The 12,974-nt window shown below is 66.9% G+C and carries 11 protein-coding genes and 1 pseudogene; 8 read left to right on the top strand and 4 right to left on the bottom strand.

The genetic code is table 11. The features are described 5' to 3' along the window. On the bottom strand, window positions 1–1,853 hold a 1,853-nt coding region (locus DC347_RS10600), incomplete at its 3' end, for a PKD domain-containing protein (RefSeq protein ID WP_206073913.1). 343 nt (window positions 1,854–2,196) lie between these two features. Here DC347_RS10600 and DC347_RS10595 point away from each other — a divergent pair. Together DC347_RS10595 and DC347_RS10590 are read left to right on the top strand one after the other, a co-directional pair. Beyond that, the gene (locus DC347_RS10595; RefSeq protein ID WP_109045370.1) at window positions 2,197–3,246 is read left to right on the top strand and encodes a glucose 1-dehydrogenase; all 1,050 of its coding nucleotides are present in this window, start codon (window positions 2,197–2,199) and stop codon (window positions 3,244–3,246) included. A gap of 1 nt (window position 3,247) precedes the next feature. Continuing rightward, window positions 3,248–5,050 carry a glycoside hydrolase family 15 protein gene (locus DC347_RS10590; protein WP_109045369.1) on the top strand — a complete coding sequence of 601 codons (1,803 nt, stop codon included), beginning with the start codon at window positions 3,248–3,250 and terminating at the stop codon, window positions 5,048–5,050. A gap of 108 nt (window positions 5,051–5,158) precedes the next feature. Here DC347_RS10590 and DC347_RS10585 read toward each other — a convergent pair whose 3' ends face one another. Then, window positions 5,159–5,662, bottom strand: a complete 504-nt coding sequence (locus DC347_RS10585; RefSeq protein WP_109045368.1) for a hypothetical protein — start codon at window positions 5,660–5,662, stop codon at window positions 5,159–5,161. Between the two features lie 172 nt (window positions 5,663–5,834). Here DC347_RS10585 and DC347_RS10580 point away from each other — a divergent pair, with 172 nt between their 5' ends. Both DC347_RS10580 and DC347_RS10575 read left to right on the top strand, forming a co-directional pair. Further along, complete coding sequence (locus DC347_RS10580; RefSeq protein WP_109045367.1) at window positions 5,835–6,545, top strand: response regulator transcription factor; 711 nt, start codon at window positions 5,835–5,837, stop codon at window positions 6,543–6,545. Continuing rightward, window positions 6,542–8,026 (top strand): cell wall metabolism sensor histidine kinase WalK, encoded by a 1,485-nt coding sequence (locus tag DC347_RS10575; RefSeq protein WP_133247081.1) that lies wholly within the window; start codon window positions 6,542–6,544, stop codon window positions 8,024–8,026. The genes DC347_RS10580 and DC347_RS10575 overlap by 4 nt, the downstream gene beginning before the upstream one ends. Before the next feature lie 68 nt (window positions 8,027–8,094). Here the strand turns inward: DC347_RS10575 and DC347_RS10570 are convergent, their stop codons facing one another. Continuing rightward, window positions 8,095–8,298 carry a hypothetical protein gene (locus tag DC347_RS10570; RefSeq protein WP_240617753.1) on the bottom strand — a complete coding sequence of 68 codons (204 nt, stop codon included), beginning with the start codon at window positions 8,296–8,298 and terminating at the stop codon, window positions 8,095–8,097. Window positions 8,299–8,635: 337 nt separating this feature from the next. Further along, entirely contained in the window at window positions 8,636–9,925 is a 1,290-nt protein-coding gene (locus DC347_RS10565) for a MinD/ParA family protein (RefSeq protein ID WP_109045364.1), read from the bottom strand. Between the two features lie 294 nt (window positions 9,926–10,219). Between DC347_RS10565 and DC347_RS10560 the strand changes: the two genes are divergently transcribed. From DC347_RS10560 to DC347_RS21930, 4 genes and pseudogenes are all read left to right on the top strand, one after another. Continuing rightward, entirely contained in the window at window positions 10,220–10,762 is a 543-nt protein-coding gene (locus tag DC347_RS10560; RefSeq protein ID WP_109045363.1) for a hypothetical protein, read from the top strand. 108 nt (window positions 10,763–10,870) lie between these two features. Next, window positions 10,871–11,581, top strand: coding sequence for a DUF4397 domain-containing protein (locus DC347_RS10555; protein WP_109045362.1), 711 nt, complete (start codon window positions 10,871–10,873; stop codon window positions 11,579–11,581). A 253-nt stretch (window positions 11,582–11,834) separates the two neighbouring features. After that, window positions 11,835–12,047, top strand: a pseudogene (locus DC347_RS10550) (RNA polymerase sigma factor); the annotation flags it as partial. A 419-nt stretch (window positions 12,048–12,466) separates the two neighbouring features. Then, window positions 12,467–12,739: an anti-sigma factor gene (locus DC347_RS21930; RefSeq protein WP_240617752.1), complete on the top strand. Its 273-nt coding sequence runs from the start codon at window positions 12,467–12,469 to the stop codon at window positions 12,737–12,739. The last annotated feature ends 235 nt before the right edge of the window (window positions 12,740–12,974 follow it).

Below are 12,974 nucleotides of genomic sequence, written 5' to 3'. Positions count from 1 at the left end.
GCCACCGGGGCAACCCCGGCCGCCGTCACCGTAATCGTCGCCGAAGCGGGCGCCGACGGGCCCGTGCCGTTCGTCGCGGTCAGCTTGGCCACATACGTCCCCGCCGCCGCATAACTGTGGGTCGGGTTCTGCACCGTGGAAGTCCCGCCGTCACCAAAATCCCACGCCCACGACGTCGGGGTGCCCGTCGACGTATCCGTGAACGCCACGTTCAACGGCGCCGTCCCCGACGTCGGCGAAGCCGTAAACGACGCCACCGGGGCAACCCCGGCCGCCGTCACCGTAATCGTCGCCGAAGCGGGCGCCGACGGGCCCGTGCCGTTCGTCGCGGTCAGCTTGGCCACATACGTCCCCGCCGCCGCATAACTGTGGGTCGGGTTCTGCACCGTGGAAGTCCCGCCGTCACCAAAATCCCACGCCCACGACGTCGGCGACCCCGTCGACGTATCCGTGAACGTCACGTTCAACGGCGCCGTCCCCGACGTCGGCGAAGCCGTAAACGACGCCACCGGGGCAGGGGCGGCGGGGCCGAGGGACCGGTCCGAGAACCAGTAGCGCTTTGCCACGTTGTCGCTGGCCATGACCACCAGGCCGGTGGTGCCGTCAACGCCCTGTTTGGTGGTGGTCACATCATTCATGTTGGACGAGGAGGCGCTTTGGATGACCGGCGTTCCACGTCCCGAGCCGAACACCGGGTTGTCCATGGACGCGGTCTTCTCATAGATGCTTCCGGCCACGCCCGAGAATGCGCACCCGCTGACCGACGTCGGCGGTGCCGTCTCGAAGGCGTGGACCAGGTTGTTTTGGGTGTCCAGGACGATCTGCGGCCGGGTGACGCAGTCCCCGGTTGTGGAAAGCGTTGATTGCGTGAAGGAGCCGGTTCCCGGCTTGAAGACGAGCAGCAACAGTTGGGGCAGCGTGGGATCCGAGGACGTATCGTTGAGGCTCGTCTTGACGGCGGCAAAGACCCGCCCGCTGGGATCAGCCTGCAACGACTTGATGTTGAGGTGGTCATCAGCCTGGCCAGTACCCCTGATGGCGGGCTGTTGTTTCCACGATGACGACGCCGTGGGCGAGGTTCCGTCGGTCCGCGTGGCCCACCAGACAGACCCGGTGAGCTGGTCGCTCCACATGACGCCAATCTTGTTCTTGTTGAATGCGACAACCGCTGAGATGTCATCTGGTGTGGCATTCGGGTTGGAGACCGGGATGACAAACGGGCTTGCCCAGCTGGTGCCCCCGGGTGCGGAGTCGTTCACATACACGGTGTTGGTGTAGCCGGCGGTGGAGTTCCCGGCCACCTGCGTCCAGGTGGCCCAGATGGCCCCGGTACTGTCTTCGTCAATGGTCATTGATTCACTGGTGTTGTTCGTGATGACCGTGGGGAATCCGGCGTCAAGGGTGTACTTGCCGCCGGCGTAGCTGTACCGGTAAAGGTTGGCGGGCTGACCGGTCACCGAAACGACGGGGCTTGAGTTGGTCGAAACCGCAACGACGTGGGAGGCAATGTACAGATGCGTGCCGTCCCACAGCACATCGGCCAGCGTATTTCCGCGCGCGTCATTCAGTAATCCGGTATCCACCCAGGTATGCGTTCCACGGTCGAGGCGGTAAATGTGCCAGCCGCTGCCGGTTGTCCATATATCCGCCCACCAGGAGCCGTCATTCCACCACAGTTTGCTCTGGGGTTTATCCGAGGTGGGCGGATTCGCCACCCCTGAGTAGGAGATGCTTTGCGTACCGTAGACCGGATCAGCCGAGGCCGCCGGCGACATCGCCAGAAGGGACCCGGCCACCAAGGCGGCGGCAACAACGGACTGGGACAACCATGTCAGGGAACGCTTGATGCTCACAAAAGGCTCCTGGGCACTAATAAGCAAATAATCAGCAATTTCTTCACTGGTTCTTATTCGTGCGCCCAGTCACCACGAATTTCAAAGTTAGCCCAGACGTTAGACCTGAATACACAACTGCGCAAGGACCTGCTGGCACAGGACTCCGCCCCCTCCGTCCAAGCGAAAAATCGAGGCAAGGTGGACCACCCGTCAATAGTGATGTGGCGGCTCCCAGCCTTTTCCGGGCCGGTATTCAGGCTATTTGCGTAAGCTCACGGCAAACGCTGGGAAAACCACATGTTTTCTGCACGGATCCAAATGGAACGGGCACCACAAAGTGTCCTGAGGCAGGGAGGAAATTGTGAAAGCTTTAACCGTTATCCCCGGTTCCGTCGATTCAATGGAGCTCAGGGAAATCGCCGAACCCGCCACCGCCGAAGGTTCGGTCCTCGTTGAAACCCTGGCCATAGGCCTCTGTGGAACGGACATTGAAATCACCGCCGGCGAGTACGGCGAAGCACCGGAGGGCTCCCCCTACCTTGTCCTGGGCCACGAAAACCTCGGGCGGGTCCTCGAAGCCCCGGAAGGCAGCGGACTCAGCGCCGGTGACCTGGTGGTGGGAATCGTCAGGCGCCCGGATCCTGTGCCGTGCCCCGCTTGTGCGGCCGGCCAGTGGGACATGTGCCGCAACGGCCGCTACACCGAACATGGAATCAAAGGACTGCACGGCTTTGCCCGTGACCGCTACCGCGCCGACCCCCACGCACTGGTGCGGCTTTCGGGGTCCCTGGAAGATGTGGGTGTCCTGCTGGAGCCCACCACCATCGTCGCCAAGGCGTGGCAGCACATTGATGCGATCGGTTCGCGCGCCTTTTTCGAGCCCAAAACCGCCGTGGTGACAGGTGCCGGCCCCGTGGGCCTGCTGGCAGCGCTCCTGGGCGTGCAGCGCGGTTTGGAAGTGCACGTGTTTGATCGGGTGACCACCGGCCCCAAACCCGAACTCGTCGCTGACCTTGGTGCCATTTACCATTCGGAAAGCCTTGCGACCTCCGGGGTGGAAGCCGACGTGCTAGTCGAATGCACCGGTGTGGCCTCCGTAGTGATGGAGACCCTGACCTGCCGTGCGGTGGATTCGGTCACGTGCCTGACGGGGGTTTCCTCACCCGGCAAGACCAATTCCGTGGACGTTGGTTCCGTCAACCGGACCCTGGTACTGGGCAACGAATCGGTGTTCGGCAGCGTCAATGCCAACCGCAGCCACTACGAGGCTGCGGTTGAGGCGTTGGAAAAGGCGGACCAGGGCTGGCTTCAGCGGTTGATTTCCCGCCGGGTCCCCTTGGCTGACTTTGACGATGCCTTCCGGCGGAGGGACGACGACGTGAAAGTCGTCCTGGACTTCCAGGACCTCTGAGATGCGGAAGATCGAGGACTACGCCATCATCGGCGATCTGCACACGGCCGCGCTGGTCGGCGCTGACGGCTCCATCGACTGGTTGTGCCTCCCCCATTTTGACTCCCCTGCCTGTTTCGCGGCCCTCCTGGACAGTCCGGAGGCCGGGCGGTGGCTTCTGGCACCCGTGAATGCGGGAGCCTGCACCAGCCGCCGTTACCGCCACGACACGCTGGTCTTGGAAACCGAGTGGGAGACCGGCACGGGGCGGGTCTTTGTCACCGACTTCATGCCTCCCCGGGATGAAGCCGCCAACCTGGTCCGGATCGTTGAGGGACTGGAGGGCACAGTCCAGCTGCACAGCGAATTGGCGTTGCGCTTCGACTACGGGCACGTGGTTCCATGGGTTCGTCGCACCAAGACCGGGATCCACGCCGTCGCCGGGCCCGACTCGGTGCACGTCGCCTCACCGGTTCCCATGCACGGCGAACACCGCCGCACTGTCAGTGAGTTCACGGTCCATGCCGGGGACACGGTTCCGTTCGTCCTGACCTGGGCCCCCAGCTACCGCCAGCGTTCGCGGACGATCGGTGCTGACGCCGCGCTGTCCCAGACCGTGGCTTACTGGGAGGAATGGTCGGCCCGCAGCGGGGCGGACGGTCCGTACCGCGACGCCATCCAGCGCTCCTTGATCACGCTGAAAGCGCTGACCTTCGCCCCCACCGGCGGGATCGTAGCGGCCGCCACAACCTCTTTGCCTGAGCAGCCGGGCGGCCCGCGCAACTGGGATTACCGCTACTGCTGGCTCCGGGATGCCACCCTCACCCTCCAGTCGCTCATTACGGCCGGCTACACGGACGAAGCCAAGGCCTGGCGGCAATGGCTGCTGCGGGCGGTGGCGGGGGACCCTGCAGACCTGCAGATCATGTACTCCCTCGACGGGCGGCGCCGGCTTCCTGAGTCCGAGCTGCCCTGGCTGGCCGGTTACGAAAAGTCCTCGCCGGTCCGGACCGGCAACGCCGCGGCGGACCAACTTCAGCTGGATGTGTGGGGCGAAGTCATCGATGGGCTTTCCCTTACCCGCAACGCGCTCCTGCATGTCCCGGACGATTCGTGGGACATCCAGACTGCGCTGATGGAACACCTCGAGGGTGTGTGGCAGCAACCTGACAACGGGTTATGGGAAGTCCGCGGACCCCGCAGGCATTTCACCCATTCCAAGGTCATGGCCTGGGTGGCCGTGGACCGCATGGTCAAGGGCGTCCGCCAGTTCCACCTGCCGGGCCCGGCGGACCGGTGGGAAGATTTGCGGGACGCGATCCATAAAGACGTCATGGAGCACGGCTTCAACGCTGAGCTGAACTCCTTCGTCCAGTCCTACGGCGGCACTGAACTGGATGCCAGCCTGCTCCTCATTCCACGGGTCGGCTTCCTGCCGGCGGACCACCCGGCCGTCGTCGGGACGATCGAAGCCATCCAGCGTGACCTGACGCAGGACGGATTCGTCCTGCGTTACCGGCCGGAGGAGAGCGACGACGGACTGCCCGGCAATGAAGGCGTCTTCCTGGCGTGTTCCTTCTGGCTGGTGGACGCCCTTCTCGGCGCCGGGCGGCGGACCGAAGCCACGGAACTCTTTGAAAGGCTGCTTGCGCTCCGCAACGACGTGGGCCTGCTCAGCGAGGAATGGGACGCACGCGCAGGCCGCCAGCTGGGCAACACTCCGCAGGCTTTCAGCCACTTTGCCATGGTCACCACGGCCTTCCAGCTCCACCGCGGGCAGCCGGGCCAAAGCGATGAGCAGATTCCTGCGGGCCGCGCTTCCTGAGCCACACGGGCCGGCGGCCGCTGCCCCGGCCCTGCGGCCGGGGCAGCGGCCGAGGTGGCCAAGGCAGCGCCAACGTGCCGGGGCAAAGCCAACGTCCGGTGGAGACGCTTACGGCTTCGCGGGTGTTTGGGCCGCTTTGGCCTGGATGGCCTTGGCCGCCTTTTGGATCTTGTCCCCGTAGCCGCCGTTGAGGGCAGTGTCCTTGATCTTCGCCGCATCGCCGTCACGGTCGGGAGCCGCGGCTGCTTCCAGGGTCTTCAGGTCTGCCTGCAGGTTGGCCGGGAGCTTTTCGAAGGCTTTGGTGTGGTGGATCAGCACATAGGCGATCTCGTGGGCCTTGTCCCCGAAGCCGTCGGCTCCCTGGAGGTCCACCCTGAGCTCGTTCCGGAGGGCGTGGGCGAAGGGATGGGCGGCGGACTGTTTCCCGTTGCCTGGGCTCGCCGCCGCGGAGGTGGCACCGGCTGAAGGTGCCGGGCTTTGGCCGGCCGCCGAGGCCGACGTCGCCCCAAGAACCGCTCCCCCGATGAGGACAGCTCCTGCAGCGGCCGCGCCTGCGCGAACGCGCCAGCGGCGTGCGTCGCTGTTGCGCGGCGCGGTGGGATTGGTGTTCATGCGTATCTCCTCGATGGTTCCGTGGACCCGGACAGTTTGTGCCAGGCCTGCGCTGTGTTGCCTTTCCACTGTGGCGCGGGCAAGTCAGGACCGTGTTCGGCGAATGTAAGAGGACGGTAAAGTTCAGGCGCCGGCCGGCCGGGCCGGTGCTGCCATGGCGTTGAATGTATGCATGGAGCAATCAACAGCTGCCGGCACCACGCCGTCCCGCGGGCTCGTGCTGATTGTTGAGGACGAGCGCGCCATCGCTAACGTGCAGCGCCTCTACCTGAGTCGGGCCGGCTTCGGCGTGCACGTCGAGGCCACCGGGGAAGGCGGCCTGGAGCGGGTCCGGAGCCTGCGGCCGGTGGCGGTGGTGCTCGACGTCGGACTGCCGGGCATTGACGGGATCGAGGTCTGCCAGCGCATGCGGGCCCGGAACGATTGGACTCCGATCATCTTCGTCACCGCCCGCGACGAGGAAGTGGACATGCTGCTGGGGTTGGAGCTGGGCGCCGATGACTACCTGACGAAGCCGTTTTCGCCCCGGGAACTGGTGGTGCGCCTCAAGACGGTGCTCCGCCGCACCGCCGGCGTCCCGGGCAGCGGAATCCTGCGCGTGGGGTCGGTGGCGCTGGACCCGGAGAACCGCACCGCCAGCGTGGAAGGGAAGCCGGTGGAGTTGACCGCGCGGGAATTCGATGTGCTTGCCTACCTGTTGGCCAGCCCCGGCCGGGTGTTCAGCCGTGAGCAGCTCCTGTCGGCGGTGTGGGGACAGGCTGACTACTCGGCGGGGAGAACCGTGGATGTGCACATCGCCCAGCTGCGTTCCAAGCTCGGTCCGGGCAACCCCATCCGCACCCTGCGCGGGGTCGGATACTCTGCGGACGGCGACCGGGCGTGAGTGGCCCGCCGCCCGGACCGGGCGTACGCGAGGAGCGCCGCCCCGGAGCTGCCACGATGTTGTGGCTGCGTTCCCTGGCCGGTCGCATCACCCTCGTCACGGCCGCCGTCGCCGTCCTGGCAGTCCTTGTCACCGGCAGCGTCGCCCTCCCGCTGATCCGTTCCGCTGCCGTCAACCAGGCCCGGGAGCAGCTTTCCCGCCAGGCTGATGCCTTCAGCGCCGCCCCGGTGGCTGCCCAGGCATTGGACCTGCGGGAGCGCAATCTCCTCGGACCGGACAATTACGATCTCTCCACCATTACCCCCACCGGTTCCGTCACCGGTGCGGCCTCCCAGATCCTGGGCCCGGACGCGGTCCACCCGGTGCTCGCCGGGCAAAAAATCTCCCGTACCGTCACCCGTGGAGGTGTCCAGTTCCTGGTCGAAGCGAGGCCCCTCGCCAAAGGCGGCGGGATCGTCCTGACCAGGTCGCTCTCGGACGTTAACGCGGCATCGGCCCGGCTGCTGCAACCAACGCTGCTTGCCCTGGCGGCCGGGCTCCTGATCGCCGCCCTGGCCGGGACCCTGCTTGCCCGCCGTCTCTCAGGCCCGCTCGTTAGGACTGCAGCGGCGGCACGGCGGATGGCCGCCGGTGAACGGACCGTTCATTTTGAACCCGCAGGCGCTGCCGAGGTCCGTGCCGTGGGCGAGGCCATCAACACGCTGGACCATGCGCTGCTGGCCAGCGAAAGCCGGCAACGGGAATTCCTGCTGTCCATCTCGCATGAGATCCGCACGCCGCTCACCGCGCTGCGCGGATACGCCGAGGCCCTGCAGGACGGATTGGTGCCACCCGAAGACGAAGCCCGTGTGGGCCAAACCCTGGCCGCGGAAACGGACCGGCTGGACGGCTTTGTCCGGGACCTGCTGGCACTGGCCCGGCTTGAGGCCGACGATTTCACGCTCGACGTCCAACCTGTCGACGTCTCCGCGCTCCTGAAACAGACGCAGCGCGCCTGGCAGCCGGCAGCGGCCCAGGCGGGCGTGGAGGTCACAGTCCAACTGCCCGCTGCGGATGCCGGGGAACCCTTGATGGTCACCACGGACGCCCAGCGGCTCCGCCAAATCATTGACGGGCTCATCGGCAACGCCTTGCGCGTCACGCCGCCGGGGAAACCCCTGGCCCTGAAGGTGATGATCGAAGATGAGCCGCCCTCCCCCGCGACGGCGCCAGGTAACCACCAGCGCGGCATCGTCGCCATCCAGGTTCGTGACAGCGGTCCCGGGCTTACCGCGGAGGACGCCGCCATCGCCTTCGACCGTGGAGCCCTGGCACGCCGGTACAGCGGACAACGGCCCACCGGCAGCGGGCTCGGCTTGTCCATCGCGGCCCGGCTGGCCCAGCGGATGAATCTCAGCCTCACGGTGGAACCAACGGCGCCGGGCGGGGATGGCGCCTGCTTTTGCATCCGGCTGCCGCGGGCAACCACCGTCCCGCGGTAAACGGGCCAGGGGAAGTACGACGGCGGCGCGCGGCAAAGTGCCGGGGCGCACCGTTGCCGGGCCGGGCGCTAATTGATCAGGTAACTGTCCTCGGCGTCGTGCCCGGGCGCGGGCTTCACGAACGGCAGCGAGCTCACCACCGTCTTCACCCCGATCACGGGCAACAGTACAGCCGCGGCCGCCACGGACACCGCCGTGAACCCAACGAGCTCGAGCGTCTCGCGCTTCGGCAGGCGGCGACGGCGGCGCCCACCATCCATGAGATCCATCATGCTGACGAGGCTACGAGCGTGCCGCCGGGATGTCCCCGGTACCGGCTACCTGTCTTTCGCACCGGGCACTACTCAGGCGATCAGCTACTGGCTGCGGCGGGCACCGTCAGCCACGGACAGGTAGGTGTCATAGCAGTCCCGGGAGCAAAACACCGCAGTGGGAGAGGGAGGGAGGACCAAGCCGCAGACCTTGCACTTTGGCTTGGGACGAAAACTCCGAAGCACGGTTTTCAGCATGAATGCAGGATATGCAGCCGCCCGAAAAATGTGATCAGTAACCGATACCTGAATCCGGCGGCGGGGATACCTGCCCCGGCGCCGAAAAATAACGAACTGGTTACCGGTACCCGTCCACGATTGCCGCGGCAATTTCTTTGTACGCCCGCCGAGTTTCCGGCTTGAGCACATCCAGGGTGACCAAGTCGCCGTCGGCCACCCCGCGGTCGTGCGGCACGGCGATCAGTTCGCGGCAGATCCCCGAGAGGTGTTCCTCGATGGCGTCCTTGTCCACCCGGGAGGACACCTCGTCCTTGTCCGTGATCACCACGATCGCGTTCCGGGCCAGGTCCTCGTACCCGTGGCTGGCCAGCCAGTGCAGGGTGCTGCGGGCCCGCTTGGCGCCGGAGACGGCGTAGCCTGCGGCGATCACCAGGTTGTCTGCCGACTGCAGGATCCCGCTCATCGCGTTGTGCGTCACGCCGGTGCCGCAGTCGGTCAGCGCCACCGAGTAGTAGCTGGAGATGAGCTTGCGGATCCGCAAGTATTCCTCGGCGGTCAGCGAGTCCGAGACCTCCGGGTCCTGTTCCCCCGCGATCAGGTGCAGCCGGCCGGCGTGGTGCATGTACCGGGCCAGGGCGGTGAGGGAGTCGATGGATTCGATGTTCTCCAGCAGGTCCGTGATGGTCCGCGGGCTGGACTGCTGGTAGATGCCCTCGCCCAGGGCGCGTTCCACGAGGTCGCCGGAGTCCGGGTTGGCGTCGATGGCGCACGGCGCGTCGCCGCGGTATTCGGCCAGGGTCAGGCCCACGCCCACCGTGGTGGAGGTCTTGCCGATGCCGCCCTTGAGGCTCAGGACAGCGGTGTTGTAGCTGCCCTGGAGCTGCCGGGAAATCCGGCGGCCCAGCTCGTCCTCCTGGCGCTGCTTGGGTCCGGGGCCCAGGTTCCAGGCACCGCCGGTGAGGTTGTACAGCGCCCCGCGGAACCCGCCCACGGGCCGCGGCTTCTGTTCCTTGACGAACAGGCCGGGCGAGCTGATGAAGTCAGGCATGGGGCTTTCCGCGATTGTGTCGGCCACGGTGGGACGGCTGCGGCGGAATGACGGAGTGTCCGACGACGGCGCTGCCGCTTCCGGAGCAACCCCGCCGGCGCGGCGGGCGGGCTCAGCCGCGGCAGGTTCGGCGGTTCCCGGCCGGGAGGTGCCCGGCACGGAGGCGATGGGTTCGGCGGGCGTCGACGCCGGCGCAGCGGGCGGGGCTGCGGGTGCCGGAGGCGGGGTGCGGGTGGGGGCCGGGGCGCGGGACGGCTTGGTGGCGTCGGCTGCGGCGGCCGCCTCGGCCCAAGACGTGCGGCGCGTCACCGGCTTTCCGGCGTCGTTCTGGCTGGAAGGGGAAGGGGTTACTGCTGGCATGGTTCCTGTCCAGGCATCGTCCACTGTTCCGTCGGCACGACGAAGGTCGCGGCGTCGGCGCAGTTGCGGCTGCCCTGCATCCTCTGCTGGGGCGCCTGCATTCTGATCCGCCGGTTGTGGCATGTCTGTCCCCCCGGACGATCGGCAAACTGTTATGCAGCACTAGTTCAAACAGTAAGTCTACGGGCTATGCCGGGAGTATCCGGCCCCGGGCGGCGGGCGCCTGTTCCTTTTGGCACTGTTGCTCGCAGGGTTCCGGCGGATCATATTCACATGAGAAGGATCATGTTGTGCGTGACCGCAGCCATCATTGCCACTTTCGCTTTCGGCAGCACCTACGTCACGTTCCAGCAAATCGGGCGCCGTGCGGCCAACACCGCTCCCGCGGCGGCAGCGGCGGCGCGGCTCCAGCAAGAGGGCCCCGATACGGCGGCCGGCCCGTGGCTGGAGCTGGCGCCGGACAGCGGCGTCTTCCTCATTGTTTACGGAGAGGACAACACCCCGCTCTCCAGCACGGTCACGCTGCACGGGACCATTCCGGTAGTACCCACCGGCGTGCTTGAGGCGGCGCGGACGCTGGGTACGGACACGGTCACGTGGCAGCCGGAGACCGGCCTGCGGATGGCAATCGTCGCGCGGGAGGCGGCCGGCAAGGTGGTGGTGGCCGGCCAGTCGCTGGCGCCGGTGGAAGCCAGTGACCGGATGACCTTGCTGATCCTTGCCGCCGGCTGGCTGGGCAGCATGGTGGTCATTTCAGGGGCCCTCGGCGCGGCAACGCTGATGGACCGCAGGGCTGGCAGAGTTCCTTGGCGCCGCACACGGGAATCAGCCGGGTAAGAGTGGCAAAGATTCTTCCGCGGGCTGCATCCGGGCAGGGCATTCGGCCGGTAGTAGGGGTTGTAAGCGGAACCTCGGCCCCATCGGGGCCCCTCATTAGGAGTTGGAATGCGCAAGACACTTTCTGCAGTCGCAGGAGCAACGACGCTGCTGGCAGCACTCGCTTTCGCCACCCCGGCCCAGGCGTCCGGCTGGCACCACGACCATGACGGAACGGCCAAACTCTCCGTCCTCCACGGCGTCCCGGGCCTGACAGTGGACGTCTGGGTGGACGGCAAGCTCACCCTGGACAACTTCACGCCGGGCACCCTGGCCGGGCCGCTGGAGGTTCCGGACGGAGACCACAAAATTGCCATCACGGGCCCCGACGCGACCAGCGCCGACAACCCGGTGATCGGCCCGGTCACCGTGGACCTCAAGGCCGGCAGGGACTACACGGCGGTGGCGCACCTGGCCGCGGACGGGACCCCCACCGCCACGCTTTTCAAGAACAGCACCAAACCCAGCCCTGACGGCAAGGGGAAGCTGACCGTCCGGCACGTCGCGGCCGCCCCGGCCGTCGATGTCCTGGCCGGCGGGACCGCCGTCGTCAAGGGGCTCACCAACCCGAACCAGAAGACCCTCACCCTGAAGGAGGGAACCGTCTCTGCCTCGGTGGCGGCAGCGGGAACCACCACCCCGCTCATCGGCCCCGCCGACGTGAACATCGCGGAGGGCAAGAACACGATCGTGTACGCCTGGGGCAGCCTGGCCGATAACACCCTGGGCGTGGCCGTCCAGGTGGTGGACTCCGCCTCACGCGGACGCGACTGCGACTAACCCCCGCAGCCCGGCCGCAACAACCTGCAACTTGTCCCCGGCGGCGCCCGCACCCTGGCGCCGCCGGGGACAAGCACGGGGGTACCCGCCAGTGCCATGAGCCCGTAGCGGACCGTCCCGTGCAGCGGCATAATGGGGCTTCCAATCAGGCCCGTTGCCGCCCAAGGAGCATCCGATGGAGGCTGCCGCCACCCGAGAATGGGACCCCGGCCTCGACCCGGCGTTTGCCGGCGGGGACGAGAACGCCCTCGCGGAGGCCGTGGCCGACCGGCTGATCCTTGACGATGAACTGGAACATTTGGGAGACCCCCAACAGGCGATACTCAGGCTGGCGTTCTACGATGACTTGACCCACGATCAGATCTCGTCGCGGCTGAACCTGCCGCTCGGAACCGTCAAAAGCCATATCCGGCGCAGCCTGACCCGGCTGCGCACCCGCCTGGAGGTGGAGCATGGAACACCTTGACGCGGAACTGTTGGGCCTCATGGCCCTGGGCGAGACACCGGGCACGGAGGCCGACGCACACCACCTGGACACCTGTCCGGAATGCGCCGCAACCCTGCGGGGTTTCCGGCGGGTCACCGACATCGCCACCCTGGATCCTGCGGGCATCGTGCTCGAACAACCCAGCGCCAGGACCTGGACGGCCATCCATCAGGCCTTGGGACTTTCACCGGCGCTGGCAGCGGATCCCCTGGCCGGGCCCGATCCCATGGCCACGCCCGGGAGCCAGGCTGACCACCCGGCCGCCCCACCCGCCGAGGTGGAGACACCGTCAGCGCCCGACGACGGCAAGGTTGCCGCACCCATTCCGCTGCCGCCGGGAGCCAGGGACCGGCGCCGCCCCAGGCTGTGGATGGCAACCGCCGCCGCCGGGATCACAGATGGAGCAACTGCCCGACGGGACCCGCCAACTCACCATCCATCTCTCCGCCGAGCGGACTTCGGGGTACCGGGAGGTGTGGGTGGCCACCAGCGATCTCTCGGGAATGGTCAGCCTGGGCGTCCTCGCCAACGATACGGGCTCGTTCACCATCCCCACCGGCATCGACCTGGCCCAGTATCCGGTGGTGGACATCTCGAACCAGGCGTACAACGGGAATCCGGCACATTCGGACGACAGCGTCGCCCGTGGAAAGCTCAGTCCCAAGGCCTGAGACCGGGACATCTCGGCGACGGCGGTACTCCCCCGGCCGGGATGGATGCTTAGTGGTGGGTGAGTGCTGCCGCCACGACGGCGACGGTGAGCACCAGGAGAACAGTCAGGACAGCGTAGCCCACCCACTTGGGACGGCCTTTGTGGGGGTTGATATCGACATACGGCATGTCAGCGCTTATTACCTCGGGGTGCGGGACGGACGGGGATCCGGAGTGCGCGGCGCCTAAGCCGCA

This window comes from Pseudarthrobacter sp. AG30 (genome assembly GCF_003116525.1).
GTDB lineage: Bacteria > Actinomycetota > Actinomycetes > Actinomycetales > Micrococcaceae > Arthrobacter.
This window is presented reverse-complemented; position numbering and strand designations above follow the sequence as displayed.